Below are 20685 nucleotides of genomic sequence, written 5' to 3'. Positions count from 1 at the left end.
CCCTGGTTGTTCTAGATTATGTTTCAAGACCGCTGAAAGCTTGCTCTTGGGAAAGGCGACAATCCCGTTCAAATTGTTCTATGGCTTGCAACGTTTTCGTTTCTAATACTTTAGCCGTCCTAATAATCTCTTGTCTTATATCTATTAATGAGGTGATGCTGGTCTCTTTTCCTATTTTCAAAAGAGTTGATGAGAGACGATTTAATTCACTTAGGGGAGTGTGCAAGCTAATTTCCAAAATTTGTTTTTTTAGTTCGCGATGCGCATCACTTATGGTTCTAATCTCTTGTAATAAACAACAATATGTTTCAAAAAATTTAAGCTTCAACATGCCGTTTTCGAGAATCAACATGTGGGTTTGATAAGTTTCTGGGGCGTAAAAACGCATGTTTTCTAAGGTGTTGCGTGCCGCTGGGAATAAACCGTTATAAGTGCATCGGAATAAAAGCGCCATATCGCAGTTCAGTGCTTTGAAAACACACTGGTATACTTCATCAATTGTTCCACAAAATGCCGGGTCATCTGAATTTAAAGAAATCATTTCTTCTTTAAATAAAGCTTGGAATTGAGTATGGGCTTGTAAATCTGGAATGGATTTCGGAAAAAATGCAACATCACTTAAAGGGCATATTTCAAGAGTCATCCCCGAAGTTTTAAGTGTTTTTTTGAGCTGGGGATAATCTGCAATATTCCTACCATGGGCAAACCAATCCAAATAATTTCTTGCAACTTCTAGGGTACGTTCAGGGGACTCCGGCTCCACATGGGCAGTAAGAAAATACCAGGGATTGCCCATTTTTTGTCTAAAATGATTGAGTGATTCAAAAAATTCAAAAAAATTATCCAATGGAAAACCATCTTCTGATCCGGCAAGGCCTATCGTTGTTACCATAGGATTAGGATATTGTTGAATCATGTCCCATATTTTTTGAAATTCTTCTGAATTTATATGTCGTTCTTGATAATAGCGTAACCTCAATGTAGTGGTGTCACCAAAATCCTTGATACCTCGGGCAAGACCCCGATTATAGGCTTGGTTAAATTCAAGGAAAGTCATTTGTTCTTTACATTGTATCCAAGAAATTCCTGGTAAAGCGAAGATGACATGATGTTCATAACAGTGTTTATAAAATGCGTAAATAATGTCTTCAATATCTTGCGGCGTTTGCAAAATATTTGAAATACGTCGAAAGTCTTTGATAAATTGATCAAGATTATCCGAACCAGTAAATTTCCATTGCTGAGTTTGGTCGTCGACCAAGTCATCGGGAAATGGGATATTATTGCGGGCTGCTATTATTTTGGCTAATTTGGTATCGATCAAAATGCCCGCTTCAGCGTGAACATGCAAATCTGTTTTTGGCATTTTGTGAATAAGCAGGGTATTTATATCAATCCCTTCATCACATAAAGTCTGTAAATGATCCAAATCTTCTGAACTGAGCAAAGGTAATGAAATTGAAAATTCAGAGCGGGTTTCTTTAAAAAATCGTTCTTGCATATCATCCTCTTTAAAATATGAGCCACATCCATCTCGCTGGATATGTTCCCACAGCAACTTATTGTTTTCAAATGAAAAATATTTAGATTACTTTTTTCAGCGGATAATTTAGCTTGCTGACTGCATGTAAACATGATCAGCTATGAAAATTGGTTGTTTGTAACAGTATATTAAGATAAAGACGTCCTCTTGAGTAAAAAACATGGCAGTAAAGCGTAAACTGGTTGCATGCAGCCAGGGACTTATCTGTTGAGTCTAAAATCTACTGTATCGTAGAAAACCTACATGTAATCCAATAGGATATTTAAACTTTCCTATGTGTAGTAAATTTATATTAACCCAAAAGACGATCCAAGAAATAGCAATATAACCCATGAGACTATGTAATTTATTAGAAACTGTAGGAGCAAGCTCCATTGCCTTTTGCTCCTCAAAGTTCTTTCATTTCGCTTCAGGGATAACATGCACATATGGGCTTCAGACAACACACCTAAAAAACGGACCACATTACCTCGTTGAGTAAGAGGCTTTTTCAAGAGGAAGAGAGTGTGACAGGGGGAGATTTTCTTGTTTTCCAGGTAATGGGGTAATAATAAACTAGGAAGAGATTCTTAAAGTTCTTCCTGGTGTATACAAGTTAATTTAATCGGATTGCCCACAAACGCTCTTGGAGATGTTTTGCTACGAGGATCCGCCCCATCGTAAAGTGCTATATACTCAGCACGATACCCGTGGGTAGTTTTTGTATATTTAACCGTTTCTGGTAGCGCATAAAAATATCCCATAAAAAGTTCACCATTATCAGTAGGTTCAACAAAATAAATGGTAAATACTTTTTTATTTAGCGCTTCAACTATGTAGAGGTCTCCATATTTCTCTCTCTTTGAGCAGTTTATATCACTACATTTATCCACATAACGCAGTACATGATCATTTATTTTTATTTTTAAATCATAGCCTTCACCTCGGGGATAACCTGAAATGACCATATGTTCGGATAAAGATTTACAATCAAGATTAAGTTGTGGGACACCTGCAAGGAGAGGTACAGAATAGTTTACTAAAATTAAATTGACTAAAATAATAATTAATTTTCTCACAATGTACACTCCATTATTTATGGTTTTTGCAGTGCTCTCGTTAAGTTAGTCAATAATCCATGATTCATACATGGCCTTAGCAATAGGGAGATTTATATCATATTGATCTGAAGGGGCAGTATACGCCCAAGTATAAAAAGCCAATTCATCATCTCTGGAAATGATAAATTCCAGTTGTTTAAACGTTTTGCCCTTAAAAGTATAAGTAAAAACAAGGTATTCCCCATGAAATCTCTTGGGATTTTTAGGTAACTCTCCCTCACCTTGAGACAAAATTTTCGCATTAGATGCTTGCGTGGAAAGTTGTTTTTTTAAATCATCCACTATTTCTTTGATACTTGAATACTTACCTCCGGATTTTTTTGAAAGTATTGTTTGAATATTAACATTAACATGATAAGCAGCGGTTCCTTTTTTACCCATGAACACAATAGTCCCCTTTGAAGGAGAAACATAGGACCAATCGTCAGGATATCTGATTGAATATTTATTGCCCTTAGCTTCAAATAACTTGGGTAAAGAATTTTCTTGAGATGGTGTAGTACTGGGGGGCTCACTAGTTTTATTATTTATCATTATCGATGCACCAGTAGGAACCACCTTAATATTTAAGATTTTCCAAGTATCATCTTCTTTTATTAAGCGATATTCGATTGGTGTTTTAGCACCATCTTTTGCAGTTAAAGTTCCCTTCACAAATCCTAAATTATTCTCAATTTCTCTTGTGTTAAAAAAATAGCTTTCATTATTTTTTATTGAGGGATATTGGTCTAAAAATTTTTTGAAATCATTTATAGAGGTGGTTTTTTGAAAATCTTTCGATGTATATGAGTACGCTTTTTCAATATTGCCAGATTGCAGAGCATTCAGCTGATGCTCAATGGTATAAACCAGCCCACTAGTAAAGTAAAATACGAGTGCAAATACCATAAGTACATACAATAGCAACCATGCTAAAACTGTACTAATCACTATTGCAGTTTTGAATGGTGAAGAGTTTTGGGTTAACTCCAATAAACCTCCTTGCTTGTCTTCAAACTTATTAGTCACAATAAGAATCAAATCAACCAAAACCCAAATACCAAACCCACCTATTGTAACGAGCATTAATAATCCAGTGCCTATTTTACCGACATATAACCGGTGTGCACCCAACACTCCTAAAAAAAAGTTGAGTAGAAGTGCTGTGGTTGCTGATTTTGGGCTTATATGTTTAGAGAATTGGATTGTTTCTTTTGGAGCTTGATCGTGTGATAAATTAGACTCATTTTTCGCACCACATTTACTACAAAATTGATCAACTGATTCAAGAGGGTTTCCGCATTGTTTACAAAAACTAGCACCGTCCATGATTTTCCTTTTTGGACACCTACTCGGCCATGACACCGAAAAATATAAGCATCACATTTATTTTATTAAATTAATATGCATTATTTTTATAATAGGCTAAAAAACGATAATATCAACGCAAATAGATCGTAAGAGGCAAAGCGATTTCTTCTTTTGTGTTTTTCTGACTTTTCGGGTATTTGTTTATTATAAATTCCTAAAAAATGCATTGCTTCACTCATAGTCAGCTTTCATAGGGTGACTAATTGATTTATTGATATACGAGTACTCTTTTCTACCTATAAAAGAGTACTCGTATATTTCCCGACACGATTAAATCGTGGCACCACTATATCAAATCAAAACGATCTGCATTCATAACTTTCGCCCAGGCAGCAACAAAGTCCTGCACGAATTTTTCTTTGTTATCATCCTGAGCATACAATTCCGCATAGGCGCGAAGAATTGAATTAGAACCAAAAACAAGATCCACTCGAGTGGCGGTCCACTTTAATGCTCCAGTTTTACGGTCACGAATTTCATACAAATTATTGCTTATAGGATTCCAGGTGTTGGCCATATCGGTCAGGTTGACAAAGAAGTCATTTGTTAGAACTTCTTCACGTTCAGTAAACACTCCATGCTTCGTACCGCCGTGGTTAGACCCTAACACACGCATGCCGCCAACAAGAACGGTCATCTCTGGGGCAGTCAGTCCCATAAGTTGGGTGCGATCGAGCATAAGCTCTTCGGCACTGACAGCATAATCTTCTTTAAGCCAGTTACGATAACCATCATAAAGTGGTTCTAGCACAGCAAAAGAAGCAGCATCAGTCATCTCGTCAGTCGCATCACCACGTCCTGGAGTGAAAGGAACGGTGATGTCAAATCCAGCTTTTTTGGCAGCCTGCTCGACTCCGACATTACCTGAAAGCACAATCACATCGGCCACACTGGCGCCTGTCTCAGCGGCGATAGACTCTAGAATCTGCAATACTTTTGCAAGACGTTGCGGCTCATTACCTTCCCAATTCTTTTGCGGTAACAGTCGGATACGTGCTCCATTAGCACCGCCTCGCATATCAGAACCACGGAAAGTTCTCGCACTATCCCATGCGGTAGAAACCATTTCACTAATACTCAGATTGCTGGAAGTGATCTTGGCTTTGACAGCAGCAACATCATAATCTTTCTTACCTACAGGTACTGGATCCTGCCAAATCAAATCTTCCTTCGGTACATCAGGCCCAATGTAGCGTGCTTTTGGCCCCATGTCTCGGTGGGTGAGTTTGAACCAGGCTCGCGCAAAAACTTCTGCAAAATATTCAGGGTCTTTGTAAAATCGCTCAGCAATTTTGCGATAAACGGGATCCATCTTCATTGCCATGTCAGCATCGGTCATGATGGGATTGTAACGGATGGAAGGGTCTTCGACATCCACCGGCTTATCGTCTTCCTTGATATTAATCGGCTCCCATTGGTTGGCGCCGGCCGGGCTTTTCTTCTGTTCCCAATCATAATTGAGAAGCATATAAAAATAGCCATTATCCCACTTTGTGGGATGGGTCGTCCACGCACCTTCAATACCGCTCGTAACCGTGTTACGACCAAAGCCTCGACTGGTTTTGTTAATCCAACCAAGGCCCTGATCTTCAATATCCGCCGCTTCAGGAGCAGGTCCTAAAAGGTTTGTGTCGCCATTACCATGACATTTGCCAATAGTATGACCACCAGCAGTCAGTGCGACTGTTTCCTCATCATTCATAGCCATGCGTCCAAAGGTCACACGGATATCCTGAGCTGTGTGAAGCGGATCAGGGTGACCATTCACTCCCTCAGGGTTCACATAGATCAATCCCATTTGTACCGCGGCTAGCGGGTTTTCCAGCGATTCACGACTGTCGTCATCGTAACGCGTGGCGCCCAACCATTCTTTTTCTGAGCCCCAATAAACATCTTTTTCAGGATGCCAAATATCTTCGCGGCCAAAACCAAAACCAAAGGTTTTAAGCCCCATTGATTCATAAGCGATGGTACCTGCCAACGCAATCAAGTCCGCCCAACTAATCTTGTTGCCATATTTTTTCTTAATCGGCCATAACAAGCGGCGAGCCTTGTCTAAGTTCACATTGTCAGGCCAGGAATTCAAGGGCGCAAAACGCTGATTACCTGTACCAGCACCACCACGACCATCGGCCACACGATATGAACCAGCAGCATGCCAGGACAGACGAACCATCAAACCGCCATAATGTCCCCAATCAGCAGGCCACCATGCCTGACTGTCGGTCATTAAAGCATGCAAATCGTTTTTAAGTGCCGCAAAATCAAGTTTTTTGACTTCTTCACGGTAGTTGAACTCCTTTCCCATTGGATTAGTCTTGCTATCATGCTGATTCAATATATCGAAGTTCAAAGCATTGGGCCAAAAGTCCCTGGTCGAATCGCCTGTCACCGTTATACCACCATGCATCACTGGGCATTTAGCAGCTGCGTTCCTATCTTTTCCATCCTTAGCCATTTCATCACACCTTAATTTAAATTTGAACTATAGCTTAACAGGATGGTCTGAGCAATCGAAGCAGGTCTTATTAAATATCTATAAAAATCGCGCGCCGGATTATGAATTACCGTAATATAAACGCAGTATGATTTCTAATTATCTTGATAGGTCGAAGAGGATCCAATTTGGGCGAAATCATACCGTATAGACTTCAAAAGCAAGTGAGTTGGATAAGCTAGTTCACTAATGATGCTTTACCCTCAGTCGAACATTTCTTATCAGGATAAACCATTGGTAACTATTACCCGCGGAGATGATTGCAAACGAGATTGCACACATGCCATCCAGTTGTGATTTAAAATCGAAACCATCACCTTGCAAGTTAGCAAAACAGACAATATCCAAATATCAAATTATTAAGGGAGTTTTATGCCAAAGAAGTGAAAGGGCGACATCAAATTTAAGAATGCTGGAGTTGGTTGCATCATCGTTGTTTTGTCTTTAGGCCAGTATTATAAGTTTGGGTATTTACTTCACAAAAGGTTTGGGGTAAAGGATATGCATCAGATGCGTGATGTTTCTTATAGGGTTGGCTAAGGAGAACATTCGAACGGATTATATTATTGCATTTGCTTCGGTCGAACATGTTGCTTCAGTTCTGGTTATGCCAAAATGTGGCATGTTGTCTTTATAGAATTAGAAATATTTAGCTTATAGAGAACACAATGAATTTTTTTAAAAAATTGTCTTTTGAGGATGAGTCTGAATTAGAATCATTTCTTAGTCGCTATCCAGAAACCTCAATGTTTTTACGCTCGAATTTACGTAATTCAGGTATAGAATATAAAAGTAATACCCCATATCACGGGGAGTATTTTTCGTGCTGCAATTCTTTGGGTGAGATTCAAGGCGTTATAGCTCATTATTGGAATGGAAATATTATGATGCAGTGCCCAGATCTAACTGCATTAAAGAAGTTATTCCATTATTTTAAATCGCATTGCTCTAGACCTATTTGTGGGATCTTAGGAGATGAAAGGCAAGCTAAAATTGTGATTGATTTGCTGGAGATTAATTCGTCATCTTTTGCTTTAAACGCAACGGATGGCTTGTATCAGTTGTTAGTATCAGAAATGAAGGTGCCCGATTCTGTTTATCAATTAAAAAAAGCAAAGTACTGTGCTCCAGATATTTTAAAAAGATGGTTAACTGATTACCACGTTGAAGCTTTAGGTGCCGATTTAAGCAACCTATCTGATGTAGAATCAATAAATAATGCAATAAAAGAAGCCTCTAATCGTGATGATCTGTGGATCTTAGAGGATGATGGATTACCACTTTCTTTATGCGGGTTTAATGCCTCATTACCAGATATTGTGCAAATAGGACCTGTTTGGACGCCTGTTGAATATCGTAATCACGGTTATGCTAGAGCCGTCGTTGCTTTATGCTTGTTGGAGGCACAAAAAAATGGGGTGAAGCAAGCGATACTATTCACAAATAATCTGGCAGCAGAACGCGCATATTTTTCAATTGGATTTAAGAAAATAGGAGAATATAGGCTAGCGATATTGAGAGATAAATATCAAATTAATAAGGTGTAAAAATGAATCGAATTATTGAGACAGAGCGAATTTTCTTAAGACCTTTTTGCATCGAAGATATTGAGCGATTTGCTGAAATTTGCGCAAATCCAAATGTGATGCGTTATATTGGTGATGGCAAACCTGTTAGTCGCGATGTTATTGCGGAAAAAATACCCGAGTGGATTGAATTGTATAAAAAACAAAAATACGGTTTGATGGGGCTTGTTATGAAGGAAACCGATGAACTTATTGGTTTTTGTGGCTTTATTCATCAAGCAGTCGATGAGAGCGAATATATTGAATTGGGCTACCGTTTAGATGAAGCATACTGGGGAAAAGGTATTGCAACAGAAGCTGCTGTGGCGGTTAGAGATTACGCTTTTAATGTGCTTGGGATTCCTATGTTGATTTCGATTATTAACCATAAAAATGAGGCTTCGAAGCGTGTTGCAAAAAAGGTTGGCATGCAATTGATGAAACAAACGAATTTCAAAAATGTTTTGGTTGATGTATTTTGTCTCAAAAGAGAAGAGATCAGTTAACTGTATGAAAAGCATTATTATTCGTGAGCCTAAAATTAAAGATAAAGAGAGTTTTTACAAGCGTAGTTATATTCCATCACCTAATTGAGAATATAAAAATCACAGAAAATATTATCAATATTACAATGAATTAAGTGCTACTTTGCAAATTCGCTTGAAGAAAAGAATGCAAAAGCAACTCAAAGCGGGCTGGCTAAGAGCTGGCAAAGATGGCAATCCTAGCCATAAGAATACCGGGAGTTGGCACGCCAGGCTGTATGTTTCTTCGCGCAAGATACGGAATAATGAATAAAATAGTTGGGACAGAGAAAATTCATTATTAACTGAGGGCTCACTGTATTTGATTGATTATTGTCCATTATGGTATGATTTTGATTTTTAGCATAATTGGAGATATGAATGTTTTATAAAGTAGAGTTTCCAAAAATATCTGAGCAAAAGATGAAAGAATATGAATCTAAGTGGGGTTGTTTTAAACAATGGGAAGCAGATGAACGTAAATTATTCTTTGGAACTGAAGGAAAAAAAATGAATCAAAATGCTTTCTTCTATCAACCAGAGCCTACTTATGAGGGGCCAAGTCGTATCAGTGAAGATCCTCGTTTTAAATAGTGTCCCAAATTTTAAAATGGTTTGGGACAAGTTGCGACATATAAACTTCAGTATTTACAATGTGTCTCGGATGTCCCAATTGCCCCAGTAATTATTTCTTCAAGTTCAGCTTATTCCGAGATTTTATTTTTTATTACACTTATCCCACGGCATTGAGAAAAATGAATTAGCTCTTTGCGTCGCTGGGAGATATTGAGCTCAAACCCAAAACCCATTACCTTGCAAGATACTAAGAACCACGAAATCCACCCCCTGCTTATATCTGATTTTGTTTATGAGTTAATGGGGCGAGGAAGCCGGAATAAAATTTAGTGAGTTTGTATGCCAGCAGAAAGTAAAACGGGTTATATCTATCCAACCTATACGGGTCAGACCCGTGGGGTCAGGCCTTGAATTTTGAATTACAACCACGTGCCAATAAAAAACCGGTACAATTCACAATTCAAGGCCTGACCCTATTGATGCGCGCGAAGATATTTCTGAAGCATTGGAAAAAGGGTGGTCGATAACTGTCATATGGGAAACGCTTAAGGATGAGGGGAGCTTCACCGCAACTTACAATACGTTCCGGCATACGTATTGAAGTACCTGAATGGCCAAAAATCCGGGTATTCAAAAAAGGATACCGACGATCAGCAACCGAAGGGACTGACCTTAAATCAGGACAAAGAGAAAAAGCCAACCGCTATGCCTTCATTTACCTTTAATTCAAAACCCAATTTAAAGGAATTATTATAATTGAATGAATTTTTATTCGTGGGTATAGGTTTCAATAAGTCCCACATGCCACCTCCATGGCACAGGGTGGGGACGGCTAAAACCTAGTAGTGACGTGCCTGCCCCAAATGTCCCTTTTGTCCCTGAGACATTGGAAAACATGTTTGTGTGTATGTATTTTCGTGAAGATAAAATTTTAATCAATCTACCTCGGGGGATTCAACTTTACATCCTTTTAGCTTTTCGAATTAATGAGTTTTTATTTGTTCTCATTTTATTTGGCGTCTCTTTAATTCAAAAAAACAGTTTTATCAATTGGATTGATTGAGACTTGTTAATTGTGAATAGAGATGGATCCCAAATAAACGCACACTTTTTGTCAAGTCAATGACATCATTTTTAGTTATAACTAATATATTCCTATCTTTATCTTTTCCGCCTCGATGGACAAGATCGTGCCTCATATGTATTGCATATAATATAGGCTGCTTATTGTCTAAAAAGTGTAAATTAAATGCCGCCAAATAGAGCTTTTCAATTTTTTCTAATCTGTGCCAAAGAAGGTCAGATAAGTATTGTTTTATATAATCATCTATTGCTTCATATTGCTTATATATATTTGATATAGGGAATTTACGCTCATTAAAATCTTTATTTTTTTCTAGAAACTGTCTTTTATATATTGGATTAGAATTAATGAGTGTAGTAAAAGCCTCTGAAAGGTAAGTTTCTAGGGTAGTGATAACATTTATATATAGTAGTTTTAAAGTATGCAATCGAACATCATTGTCAAATTGCAAATCCGCGATTTTTTCTATCATATTTAAGTTATTTATGAAATCCTCATAGTATTCAGGGTTAGGTTCTATATAATCGAAAATCTTTGAAGAAACTTCTTTTCCTGACCAATTATAACACTCCAATGACAACTTATCCGCTAGCTGAGTAATAAGTCTCTCTGGTACTTCGTCTGAAAATTGCCCTTCAAGTTCTTCATAAGCGTCATAAGGCCCACCATAGATATAGATATACTCGCCCTCTGCATAGGGGCATTCTTGAGCAGGATCTTCATAATTATCACGAAACCAGTCTTCCATGTACGATATTTGTTCTTCTTCTGACATATCTGATAAGGATTGGTCTAAATTTTGACTCATATTATTAACCTATTTCATGCTCCCATTATGAAAAATATAGCAGAATCTAGATATTTGATTTTGTTAAGGTCTTATAAATCGCCCCTTTTACTCTTTAAAAGAAAAGCAGGGCTTTAACCAAAGAAATAATATCGTTAATTCCAATTATTAGACCGTATCTATCGATGTATAAAAAAGGGATTGATAGAGCATGTTTGAGTGTTTAGAAGGAGTTGCGTAATCTCGACTATGCACGCTCTGCAGTGGCGCAATTAATATTTTAAATATTCTATAATTATGGAATTGAGGATAAAGGTGCTTGGTATGGATATATTTATAAAGATATACAATAGATTATGCAAATTCTTCTTAAAATCTTTGCCTTATCTGACTGTAATTATCATTGGTTTTTTATTTATTTGGATATCTAATTTATATCCTAATTATAAAGATTTGTTCATAGGTATTAGCTCAACATCATTTTCTATACTATTTGTTATTTTTATTTTTGAATCGGTTCAATATTTTTCAAACAAAAAATTAAGTAAAGAAATTCACGATTATGTGAACTTCAAATCTGGCAGGGTCATTATGGATATGCTTCATAGATTACAACGTCTTATCTATTTAGATAATCTGAAACCAACAGAATTGAAAGATTTCAAAAAAATGAGCGATTACACTGAAACTATATTGGAAGAAATTATTTTAAATAAAGAGTTTTTAGGATTTGATATTTTTATATCTTGGGATAAATATATTCAAGAAATTGAGCTTATTTTGGATAATTCTCTTATTTCTAAGAATCTTACTTCTGAGCAAACGATTTGGTTGTTAAGTATCTATAAGAGGATTAAAACTTTTGGTAGGATTATAGATGACGGATATGACAATATTTTTATTTTAGTGAAGCGAAATAATAACCCGGATATTGAGATAGCCAAAAACAAAGATTTTGCATATTACCTAAAATATAAAGGAAATTTAATTCAGTCAGCATATTGTGATTCTCAACGAGAAGATAAATTAACAAATATATATAAAGTTAATTCAGAAGCAGCATTAGCATTGGCAAGAACAATCATAAAAATGATAAATTATTTTGATAAAAATCCCTTGTTTAAGAAAGAACTTATTTTAGATCCTCAGGCGGTAAAGATTGTTAAAAAAAGCGCTATTGAATCAAGGTAATCTGTTACCAAAAGTTACGTAACGGATAGACTAGAGAAGGACTTCAACTAAAGTGAATATTAGGGTGTCTACAGCTACAATATTTTTATTTAAGAAAATAGTTAGTCAAAATTAAACGTGATTCAACTTATTTAAGTATGTTTTTTTTGAGAAGGGCAGATTTCATGTTTAGGGTCCCACCAGATAACTCTTAAAACATTTTCTTGCCGAATTCCCCATATTCGCTTGAGTCCATTTAACCTTAAGGAGAAAAGCTCGTTTACATCATCCATATTAAGAGATCTTAAACGATCTTGGGCTTCTTTTATTAGTTTATAACTTTCTACGTGGTGGCTCTTGGCACTTTGTAAATCATTCCAGCTCAAGTGCTCTTTCAAGACCAATTCATTAAAAATTAGATCGTGGAGCTGAGTATCGTTTAGTTTTTTAAAACTCCATGCCCCATCATTATCAGCTAAAGCAAAACTCCATACTACTTGACCTGTGTCATCATTTGAGAGATTTAGTCTTGAAGGTTTTTTAGTGGGTGTTATTTTAATATTTTGGTTTACTTGTTTTTTCTTATTTCCAGACATATTATTCGCTCGGAATATTTGCATAATAATTGGTCATACTACCTATTGTAATTTCCTGATTTCCTCGTTCATTTGGAGCTAATCCTTCTCTCGCTTTCCTCCATGGCTCTTCAGCATGTGTTAAATCACTTAACCATTGAGAGTTCTTGTCTCCATAGTAATGAATAACACTATCTATACTTTCTTTTTCATCTTTAGTAAGGTTAGTGCTATTACCATCTTCAATATCAATTTTTGATATTTCAAAACGTCCCTGGAAAGGAAAAAAGAGAGATGGGCAAATTGGACCGTTGATCCAAGCCTCTATACGTTCAGGAAATAATCGTTTGTCATCCCAAGTTGCATGCCATGCTTGTGAATAATAGACAAGTTTTTGCAATTTCATGGTAGTCAAACTACCGGTTTGCTCGAGAATGTACTTTGCTACATCAAAAACATTTGCCATTGAATATCCTAAATTAATTTTAAGTATTGGTTCTTTTTACCCATATTTAAAATACTATATATAACAATAGTACAAGAGTTTGAACTTAAGCAAGTTATTGAGGTTACATCTCAAATGTTGTTAAGGTGAATTCTTCAATTATTCTGTCTACATTGCGTCTACATGACTTTTTATAACTTTCTAAAAACCACTGTAACTACTTGATTTTATTGGTGGGCCCACTAGGACTTGAACCTAGGACCAACGGATTATGAGTCCGCTGCTCTGACCAACTGAGCTATGGGCCCGGAGAGGGGGTCATTTTAAACTTAATTTGCTTAATGTTCTAGTTTTTTTTGTGATTTTTTTAGAGTGTTTTTCCTCTCCCATTAGGGAGAGGGGAGGGAAGGGAAAGAGGTATCACAAATTCCTTTTTCCTTCCCCTTAATTTGGATCACTAACCTTCATCGCCTTCTAAGAAGCTTCTCAGCTTTTCTGAACGAGATGGGTGGCGTAGTTTGCGGAGCGCTTTGGCTTCGATCTGACGAATCCGCTCGCGGGTTACGTCAAATTGTTTGCCTACTTCTTCCAAAGTATGGTCGGTATTCATTTCAATACCAAAACGCATGCGGAGTACTTTAGCTTCTCTTGGCGTTAAAGTTTCCAAGATTTCTAAAGTGGCTTCACGCAGACCTTCGGCAGTTGCCATGTCGATTGGCGATTCGATGTTATTGTCTTCAATAAAATCACCTAAGTGCGAATCATCATCGTCACCGACTGGGGTTTCCATGGAAATAGGTTCTTTGGCAATTTTTAACACTTTACGAATCTTGTCTTCGCTTAATTCCATTTTTTCAGCCAATTCTTCAGGTGTGGCTTCACGGCCAGTTTCCTGCAGAATTTGTCGGGAAATACGGTTCAGCTTGTTAATCGTTTCGATCATGTGTACCGGAATACGGATGGTACGGGCCTGATCGGCAATCGAACGAGTAATTGCCTGTCTAATCCACCATGTTGCATAAGTAGAGAATTTGTACCCTCGGCGGTATTCAAATTTATCTACTGCTTTCATCAAACCGATGTTGCCTTCTTGAATTAAATCAAGGAATTGCAAGCCACGATTGGTGTATTTTTTAGCAATGGAAATTACCAAACGTAAGTTTGCTTCAACCATTTCTTTTTTGGCGCGTCGTGCTTTGGCTTCGCCAATCGACATTTTACGATTGATGTCTTTAATTTCACCAATAGTTAAGCCGTATTCGATTTCGAACGCGACCAATCGAGATTGGATGCGCAAAATTTCCTCGGTATATTCCTCGATACGGACCATATCAAGTTTTTTGCCGTGTTTGCTGATAATGGAATTGAGCCATTCCATATCGGTTTCCTGACCTGGAAATGTATCAATAAATAGTTTTCGTGGAATACGCGCTTTTTCTATGCAAAGACGCATAATGCTGCGCTCAAATTCTCGAATGTGGTTACGCAACTGACGGAAATGACGTGTTAAGCGATCTACCTGTCTTGACGTTAGCTTGAGCTTTAAGAATGACTCAGACATGGATTCCAATGCTTTTTCGCTTTTAGCATGTTCTCTGCCAAATTCTTTTAAAGCAGCGGCAGCAACTTCATAAGTTTCACGTAATTCATCAAAATAAATTTTAGCTTGCTCTGGGTTTGGACCATCATCGACTTCTCCCAAACCGCCACCTTCGCCTTCTTCATCTTCTTCATCAGACAGCAGTAATTCACTCACTTGCTCTTCATCAAGCATAGAGCCAATACTCGAAGCAGGAGCTATTTCATCTTCAACATCAGAGAAACCACTGATAATTTCATTCAAACGAATTTCTTGAGCATTGAAACGATCGTAATCGTCAAGCACTAACTGGACTGTTTCTGGGTAATGAGCTAAAGACTTAAGGACTTGATAAATACCTTCTTCAATGCGTTTCGCAATGCGGATTTCACCTTCACGGGTCAACAGCTCGACGGTGCCCATTTCACGCATGTACATACGAACTGGATCGGTAGTACGACCCGTTTCTTTGTCGACAGAGGCCAGCACCATTGCGGCTTCTTCGATATCAGGTACTTCTTCAGTATTCAGCAGAAGTGCCAATTCATCATCACCGGGCGGCAATTCAAAGACTTTGATGTTCATGCCTTCAAGCATGCTGATAATTACATCAAAATGTTCTGTATCGACGATATTAGGCAGCAAGTCATTGATTTGACTGTAAGTCAAATAACCTTGCTCCTTGCCTAGGCTGATGACTTTGGTTATCTGTGAGCTTTGCTGTTCTTGATCATTCATGGTCATAGGCACTTCTCTAGGGACAATTGGATATTTCCTAAAAAACAATGGAATCTACAGTATCTATAACACTAATTGGATTTAGATTGCTTCTTTAGGGTTACAAAACCTTACAATTATAAACCTTGATACTGCAACATACCAGTAGTTTTTCATCGCTTTTTTCTGAACACCTTCTTTACAAGATTTTAGCACATTATGAACAACTCCAAGAGTTGGGGTTAATACCAATTGCAAATCAATAAACTTATTCAAGCTAAATACCACTTCAAATATGGCGTTCTTTTAACATTTCTTGTAATTTTATTCGTTCTATTTCACTCAATCCTTGCTGACGTGATTTATTAATTAACTGACGTATGGTTAATTCGCGATTTTGCTTTTGTAAAAAAAGCATAATATCGATAAATTCTTTAACTAATTCTGGTTCTGGAACCAGATGTTCCCAAGCTGCTAGCTTGTTCATTGAGTCAAAGTAAGGATGATTACGCCAGGATTCAATAAGGGTTGCGGTAGTCGCCTGGGGATTGTTTGCCAATTGCTGTAACACCTGCAAGAGGATCTCATGTTCTTGCGGATCGAAAAGCTCAAGGTTGATTTTGGGTTTAATCTGAGCATAAATTTCTGGATGTTGGAGTAGCAATGCCACCGCGATACGCATCGGCGTACGCGCAATAGTCATCACCTGTTCCTGTTGAGGGGATTTAGACTCCTCAGTAATTAATTGATTCAGTCGATGCGTTTCGATATGGGTTAAACGTGCCAAATCTTCAATGAGCAATTGTTTGTATGACCCTTCATCCATCTTTTGTAAGAACGGCTTGGCCAAATTAATGAGTTGCGTTTTTCCTGAGGGGCGAAGTAGATTGAGATCTTTGGCTAAGCTGTCAAAAAGAAAACGATGTAATGGGGTGGCTTGCTTGATACGATTTAAAAAATTTTCTTTGCCTTCCTGGCGAACCAAGCTGTCCGGATCCTGACTATCTGGCAAAAACATAAAACTGGCATCGAGCCCTAAGTTCAAGTGAGGCAAGCTACTTTCTAGCGCGCGCCATGCGGCTTGTCTTCCTGCATTATCCCCATCAAAACAAAAAATCAGTGATTTGGTGTGTTTGGCCAGCAGCTGAATATGATAAGTACTGGTTGCTGTGCCTAAGGTGGCTACTGCATTCATAATTCCGTGTTGGGCTAAAGCAATCACATCCATATAGCCTTCAACCACAATGATGTATTCAATGGTCTTTTGCTGGCTTAGAATTTGATGCAAGCCATATAATTCCCTGCTTTTTTGAAAAATCACCGTTTCAGGAGAATTGAGGTATTTGGGTTTTTGGTCCTTGTCGAGGACGCGTCCGCCAAAGCCTATAATTCGCCCATGGCGGTCATGAATGGGGAACATGATCCGGTTACGATACCGATCATAGATTTTTCCATCATCGTTTTTAATCAACATCCCAGTAGTCAGAAGTTCGCGTTGATTGCGAGGAAACGCTTTTTCGAGGTTATGCCAACCTTCGCTTGCATAACCTAACTGGTACAGCTTTGCAATTTCTCCGCTTAAACCTCTTCCTCGTAAATAATCAATTGCCGGTTGCCCTTCATGTTTTAATTTTTTTTGATAATAAAGACTGACATTCGCCAGGAGTTTATAAAGATCCTGAGAGGAATTATTTTTCTCGTTTTGTTTGTCTCGAGGAATAGTTAAACCCACGCGGGTAGCTAGAGTTTCAACTGCATCAACAAATCCCTGATTAAGGTAATTCATGACAAAGCTGATCGCATTGCCTGATGCACCACAGCCAAAGCAGTGATAAAACTGTTTTTTAGCAACAACGTTAAACGAAGGGGATTTTTCGTTATGAAAAGGACAGCAAGCAATATGACTGTTCCCTCTTTTTTTCAAGGGAACATAGCTGTCAATTAGTTCAACCAGATCCGTTCGGTGGAGGAGATCATCAATGAATGGCTGCGGGATTAAGCCAGACATGTTGCTCCTTAGCTTAATTGAGCCTTAATCATGGCACTAACTTGAGCCATATCAGCACGTCCTTGCAAGCTAGGCTTTAAGATTGCCATTACTTTACCCATGTCAGCCATTTTTTCAGCTCCAGTTGAAGCAATAGCATCTTGAACCATTTGTTTAATTTCTGCTTCAGATAAAGGCTCTGGTAAGTATTTTTTAATAATATCCAATTCAAATTGTTCTTGGGCAACTAAATCATTACGATTCGCTTTTTCGTATTGCGCTATAGATTCTTTGCGTTGTTTGCTCATTTTATCCAGAATTACCAACATACGCTCATCATCCACTTCAATGCGCTCGTCCACTTCGACTTGCTTTACTGCTGCAGTAATTAAACGAAGTGTAGATAAAAGCTCTTTATCCTTAGCCCGCATTGCATCTTTGACATCGTTATTGAGACGTTCTTTAATTGTCATTTGTTATTCCTTAAAATCTAACGAGCAGCTCGCCCTAATTCTGGAACGGCTTTCTGACCGAACCGTTTCTCAAGATTTTTATATATTTTGAAAAGCTAAAGGCCACTAGATACGACATCATAATCATAATTATTTGTGACTATGCGCTGTATATGTGGCCTTAGTAAAAAATACAGGACAGAGAATCCTATTTACGTCGGCGTTTTCCGCCTTGTTGTTTTGCTGTCATATCACGAGAAATTTTCTTCAGATGACGTTTTACCGCAGCTGCTTGTTTGCGTTTACGCTCAGCAGTTGGTTTTTCATAAAATTCACGACGGCGTAATTCGGTTAAAATACCGGCTTTTTCACAAGAGCGCTTGAAACGGCGCAATGCATATTCTGGATTTTCGCCTTCTTTGACGCGAACGGTAGGCATTAAACTAGTCCTCTGGTTATTTGATCTTAATAGGTGGGCAATTCTAGTGCTAGTTGAAGCACTCGTCAAGTTTTAAGTAGATAAATTTTATTTTTAACTCATTTAGAGCTCTTTTGAAACTGAGGGGAAAGAGGGATTGTTTCGTCGAAACGGTGCTTAAATATGTGATACAATGGTTGAATTTTTTTATCAGGCTCTAATTTATGTTGGTTTTAGGTATTGAATCCTCCTGTGATGAAACCGGAGTAGCGATTTACGATTCAGAGGCAGGTTTATTAGCGCATGCCTTGCATTCGCAAATCGATACTCATCGTGTGCATGGCGGGGTAGTTCCAGAGCTGGCTTCACGTGATCATATTAATTATTTGGTGCCTTTGCTTGATAAAGTATTACAACAAGCAGGGCTAGATAAAAAAGCACTGGATGGAGTTGCTTATACTGCGGGTCCGGGTTTAATTGGCGCATTATTAGTTGGATCCTGTTTTGCCAAAAGTCTGGCTTATGCCTTACACATTCCTGCTTTAGCCATTCATCATTTAGAAGCCCATCTCTTGGCCGCCAAAATGGAAACGCCTTCCCTCGAATTTCCCTTTATTGCCCTTTTAGTTTCTGGCGGTCATTGTCAATTGGTTGAAGTCAAGGAGTTGGGGGATTATCGAATCCTCGGCGATACTTTAGATGATGCTGTGGGCGAAGCTTTTGATAAAACGGCCAAACTGATGGGAATACCTTATCCAGGAGGGCCGGTACTTGCCGCTTTGGCGGATCAATGCGAATCCACTCCTTATCGATTTCCGCGTCCAATGACGGACAGGCCTGGTCTTGATTTTAGTTTCAGTGGCTTAAAAACCTTTGCATTAAATACCTGGAACCAAAGTACTAAAGATGAGCGTGCCTGTGCTGAGATTGCCAAAGCATTTCAGCAAGCAGTGGTTGATACCCTAATGATTAAATGCAAACGAGCCGTCCAGGAGTCGGGATGCAAACGATTAGTGGTTGCTGGGGGAGTCGGTGCAAATAAAGCCTTACGCTTGGGCTTGCGTGAATGGATTGAGAGCATTGGGGGTATGATTTATTTTCCGGCTTTAGAATATTGTACCGATAATGGCGCTATGATTGCTTATGCGGGATGTTTGCGGATGTTACGTGGAGAAAAAGATTCAAGTCTGGGTGTTGATGTAAGAGCAAGATGGCCTTTAGCTTGATATTGTCCTGGTCTAACCTAATGTAAATTAGGAGAGAGAAGAAGTGGTATCAAATAATAATAATTTATTGAATACCACGTGTGTTAATGAGTCGAACTATATTAATATGGACAGGAAAAATAAGATGAGATCTCTTGTTTCTCAATACTCTCACCCTCGTCACCTAGGCCCTGGGAGAGATCTCTAATTTTGCTAGATTCCATATGAAAGAGTTTTCTTGCAGCATCAATAAATAGTGCCCACCAACCTCTAGTGTCTAATAGTTTTTTTGCTTGTGCGCTGCCATAATTAATTCCGCAATTGGTTACGGTTGCTTTCGCTGATACTTTATCTTCATGTGCTCTTAAATCGACATTTATAGTCATCAACGCTTGATAAACGTATGGCTTTTCACCGTTTGGGTCATCCGGAGAAATTTTAAATCGCTCTGCCCCCCCAATTACAAATAAAGCTTTTTGAGTTACTACTTCTTGGAGAATGAATCCTTTTTCAGTGGTAATGAAATTGAGCGCTCTTTTTTGGCAAACAGGGTCGGATATCGTATCTGGATCTATTGCGGGCACTGTGATTTGAGGTTTACTTTCTTGATGCTCAGGGTTGTTGAAAAATGTTGTTCCAACAGTTCCTTTTTTATTAATAACACCGAAAGCTCGATCGGCAGCGGTAGTGGCGGGGCGAAGCCCTCCTTCGCTCAAGAGAATCATTACTTGGTGAAGAGCATCCTCTCGCTCTTGCTCAGGCATACGACATACAAGATGCTTCTCAAAAAAATCTCTTAGTTCTTTCTTTGAAGTAAAATAACTTCCATCATTATATTTTGCAAATTTTCGGTCGTTTTTGAGTAACTGCTCTAAGCTCATACCGTCAATTGTAATTGAGGCGTGCTCGGTAAATCTGGACCAATCTATAGTTTCAGATCTTGGTTTTATTTCAAACTCATGAAAAGGGCTGGCTGTTGTTGTATCAAAAGAATAATACTCTTCCTTCGGGTTCTTTTCGAACACATAGTTTTGATCTTTATATGCCATAAGTCACCACAAAATTTGAACTTAATGGGTGTTATTATACACAAGTGAAAAACTAATGTACA

17 protein-coding genes, 1 tRNA gene and 1 pseudogene are annotated in these 20685 nt (G+C 38.1%); 6 read left to right on the top strand and 13 right to left on the bottom strand.

The window, feature by feature from the left end; all coding sequences use genetic code 11:
- Nucleotides 1-16: 16 nt before the first annotated feature.
- The 4 genes from ACWTE2_RS11870 to katG all read right to left on the bottom strand — a co-directional run bounded on the left by ACWTE2_RS11870 (nt 17) and on the right by katG (nt 6451).
- Nucleotides 17-1501: a hypothetical protein gene (locus ACWTE2_RS11870; RefSeq protein ID WP_454785487.1), complete on the bottom strand. Its 1485-nt coding sequence runs from the start codon at nt 1499-1501 to the stop codon at nt 17-19.
- Between the two features lie 611 nt (nt 1502-2112).
- Nucleotides 2113-2601: a hypothetical protein gene (locus ACWTE2_RS11865; RefSeq protein WP_454785486.1), complete on the bottom strand. Its 489-nt coding sequence runs from the start codon at nt 2599-2601 to the stop codon at nt 2113-2115.
- A gap of 45 nt (nt 2602-2646) precedes the next feature.
- On the bottom strand, nt 2647-3951 hold the full coding sequence (locus tag ACWTE2_RS11860; RefSeq protein WP_454785485.1) for a DUF4864 domain-containing protein: 1305 nt from the start codon (nt 3949-3951) through the stop codon (nt 2647-2649).
- Nucleotides 3952-4279: 328 nt separating this feature from the next.
- Nucleotides 4280-6451: a catalase/peroxidase HPI gene (gene katG, locus ACWTE2_RS11855; RefSeq protein ID WP_454785484.1), complete on the bottom strand. Its 2172-nt coding sequence runs from the start codon at nt 6449-6451 to the stop codon at nt 4280-4282.
- 707 nt (nt 6452-7158) lie between these two features.
- On the opposite strand from katG, the gene ACWTE2_RS11850 reads away from it, so the two are divergent.
- From ACWTE2_RS11850 to ACWTE2_RS11835, 4 genes and pseudogenes are all read left to right on the top strand, one after another.
- Nucleotides 7159-8037 (top strand): GNAT family N-acetyltransferase, encoded by an 879-nt coding sequence (locus ACWTE2_RS11850; protein ID WP_454785483.1) that lies wholly within the window; start codon nt 7159-7161, stop codon nt 8035-8037.
- 2 nt (nt 8038-8039) lie between these two features.
- Nucleotides 8040-8561: a GNAT family N-acetyltransferase gene (locus tag ACWTE2_RS11845; RefSeq protein ID WP_454785482.1), complete on the top strand. Its 522-nt coding sequence runs from the start codon at nt 8040-8042 to the stop codon at nt 8559-8561.
- Nucleotides 8562-8960: 399 nt separating this feature from the next.
- On the top strand, nt 8961-9173 hold the full coding sequence (locus ACWTE2_RS11840) for a hypothetical protein (protein ID WP_454785481.1): 213 nt from the start codon (nt 8961-8963) through the stop codon (nt 9171-9173).
- A gap of 466 nt (nt 9174-9639) precedes the next feature.
- Nucleotides 9640-9911 (top strand): annotated as a pseudogene (locus ACWTE2_RS11835) (TraK family protein); the annotation flags it as partial.
- A 290-nt stretch (nt 9912-10201) separates the two neighbouring features.
- Here ACWTE2_RS11835 and ACWTE2_RS11830 read toward each other — a convergent pair.
- Nucleotides 10202-11047: a hypothetical protein gene (locus ACWTE2_RS11830; RefSeq protein ID WP_454785480.1), complete on the bottom strand. Its 846-nt coding sequence runs from the start codon at nt 11045-11047 to the stop codon at nt 10202-10204.
- A 303-nt stretch (nt 11048-11350) separates the two neighbouring features.
- On the opposite strand from ACWTE2_RS11830, the gene ACWTE2_RS11825 reads away from it, so the two are divergent.
- Nucleotides 11351-12217: a hypothetical protein gene (locus ACWTE2_RS11825; protein ID WP_454785479.1), complete on the top strand. Its 867-nt coding sequence runs from the start codon at nt 11351-11353 to the stop codon at nt 12215-12217.
- A 131-nt stretch (nt 12218-12348) separates the two neighbouring features.
- On the opposite strand, the gene ACWTE2_RS11820 is transcribed toward ACWTE2_RS11825, so the two are convergent.
- From ACWTE2_RS11820 to rpsU, 7 genes are all read right to left on the bottom strand, one after another.
- On the bottom strand, nt 12349-12792 hold the full coding sequence (locus tag ACWTE2_RS11820) for a hypothetical protein (RefSeq protein WP_454785478.1): 444 nt from the start codon (nt 12790-12792) through the stop codon (nt 12349-12351).
- 1 nt (nt 12793) lies between these two features.
- On the bottom strand, nt 12794-13237 hold the full coding sequence (locus tag ACWTE2_RS11815; protein ID WP_454785477.1) for a Panacea domain-containing protein: 444 nt from the start codon (nt 13235-13237) through the stop codon (nt 12794-12796).
- Nucleotides 13238-13447: 210 nt separating this feature from the next.
- Nucleotides 13448-13524 (bottom strand) — tRNA-Ile (locus ACWTE2_RS11810).
- Between the two features lie 149 nt (nt 13525-13673).
- The gene (gene rpoD, locus ACWTE2_RS11805; protein ID WP_182392626.1) at nt 13674-15539 is read right to left on the bottom strand and encodes an RNA polymerase sigma factor RpoD; all 1866 of its coding nucleotides are present in this window, start codon (nt 15537-15539) and stop codon (nt 13674-13676) included.
- 262 nt (nt 15540-15801) lie between these two features.
- Nucleotides 15802-17520, bottom strand: a complete 1719-nt coding sequence (gene dnaG, locus ACWTE2_RS11800; protein ID WP_454785476.1) for a DNA primase — start codon at nt 17518-17520, stop codon at nt 15802-15804.
- Nucleotides 17521-17528: 8 nt separating this feature from the next.
- Nucleotides 17529-17972 (bottom strand): GatB/YqeY domain-containing protein, encoded by a 444-nt coding sequence (locus ACWTE2_RS11795; protein ID WP_454785475.1) that lies wholly within the window; start codon nt 17970-17972, stop codon nt 17529-17531.
- Between the two features lie 187 nt (nt 17973-18159).
- Complete coding sequence (gene rpsU, locus ACWTE2_RS11790) at nt 18160-18390, bottom strand: 30S ribosomal protein S21 (protein ID WP_010652681.1); 231 nt, start codon at nt 18388-18390, stop codon at nt 18160-18162.
- A 203-nt stretch (nt 18391-18593) separates the two neighbouring features.
- On the opposite strand from rpsU, the gene tsaD reads away from it, so the two are divergent.
- A complete protein-coding gene (gene tsaD, locus ACWTE2_RS11785) occupies nt 18594-19595 on the top strand; it encodes a tRNA (adenosine(37)-N6)-threonylcarbamoyltransferase complex transferase subunit TsaD (RefSeq protein WP_454785474.1) in 1002 nt (333 codons plus the stop codon).
- Nucleotides 19596-19696: 101 nt separating this feature from the next.
- Here the strand turns inward: tsaD and ACWTE2_RS11780 are convergent, their stop codons facing one another.
- The gene (locus tag ACWTE2_RS11780) at nt 19697-20623 is read right to left on the bottom strand and encodes a hypothetical protein (RefSeq protein WP_454785473.1); all 927 of its coding nucleotides are present in this window, start codon (nt 20621-20623) and stop codon (nt 19697-19699) included.
- Between the last annotated feature and the right edge of the window lie 62 nt (nt 20624-20685).

Source organism: Legionella nigrisilvae (assembly GCF_977063395.2).
Note: the sequence above shows the minus strand (reverse complement) of the source record. Positions and strands in the feature narration are given on the sequence as shown.

Bases quoted from the DNA above. Each gene is read 5' to 3' on its own strand.
- ACWTE2_RS11870 (WP_454785487.1), bottom strand. From the start codon at position 1,501: ATGCAAGAACGATTTTTTAAAGAAACCCGCTCTGAATTTTCAATTTCA.
- ACWTE2_RS11860 (WP_454785485.1), bottom strand. From the start codon at position 3,951: ATGGACGGTGCTAGTTTTTGTAAACAATGCGGAAACCCTCTTGAATCA.
- katG (WP_454785484.1), bottom strand. From the start codon at position 6,451: ATGGCTAAGGATGGAAAAGATAGGAACGCAGCTGCTAAATGCCCAGTG.
- ACWTE2_RS11850 (WP_454785483.1), top strand. From the start codon at position 7,159: ATGAATTTTTTTAAAAAATTGTCTTTTGAGGATGAGTCTGAATTAGAA.
- ACWTE2_RS11845 (WP_454785482.1), top strand. From the start codon at position 8,040: ATGAATCGAATTATTGAGACAGAGCGAATTTTCTTAAGACCTTTTTGC.
- ACWTE2_RS11840 (WP_454785481.1), top strand. From the start codon at position 8,961: ATGTTTTATAAAGTAGAGTTTCCAAAAATATCTGAGCAAAAGATGAAA.
- ACWTE2_RS11830 (WP_454785480.1), bottom strand. From the start codon at position 11,047: ATGAGTCAAAATTTAGACCAATCCTTATCAGATATGTCAGAAGAAGAA.
- ACWTE2_RS11825 (WP_454785479.1), top strand. From the start codon at position 11,351: ATGGATATATTTATAAAGATATACAATAGATTATGCAAATTCTTCTTA.
- ACWTE2_RS11820 (WP_454785478.1), bottom strand. From the start codon at position 12,792: ATGTCTGGAAATAAGAAAAAACAAGTAAACCAAAATATTAAAATAACA.
- ACWTE2_RS11815 (WP_454785477.1), bottom strand. From the start codon at position 13,237: ATGGCAAATGTTTTTGATGTAGCAAAGTACATTCTCGAGCAAACCGGT.
- rpoD (WP_182392626.1), bottom strand. From the start codon at position 15,539: ATGACCATGAATGATCAAGAACAGCAAAGCTCACAGATAACCAAAGTC.
- dnaG (WP_454785476.1), bottom strand. From the start codon at position 17,520: ATGTCTGGCTTAATCCCGCAGCCATTCATTGATGATCTCCTCCACCGA.
- ACWTE2_RS11795 (WP_454785475.1), bottom strand. From the start codon at position 17,972: ATGACAATTAAAGAACGTCTCAATAACGATGTCAAAGATGCAATGCGG.
- rpsU (WP_010652681.1), bottom strand. From the start codon at position 18,390: ATGCCTACCGTTCGCGTCAAAGAAGGCGAAAATCCAGAATATGCATTG.
- tsaD (WP_454785474.1), top strand. From the start codon at position 18,594: ATGTTGGTTTTAGGTATTGAATCCTCCTGTGATGAAACCGGAGTAGCG.
- ACWTE2_RS11780 (WP_454785473.1), bottom strand. From the start codon at position 20,623: ATGGCATATAAAGATCAAAACTATGTGTTCGAAAAGAACCCGAAGGAA.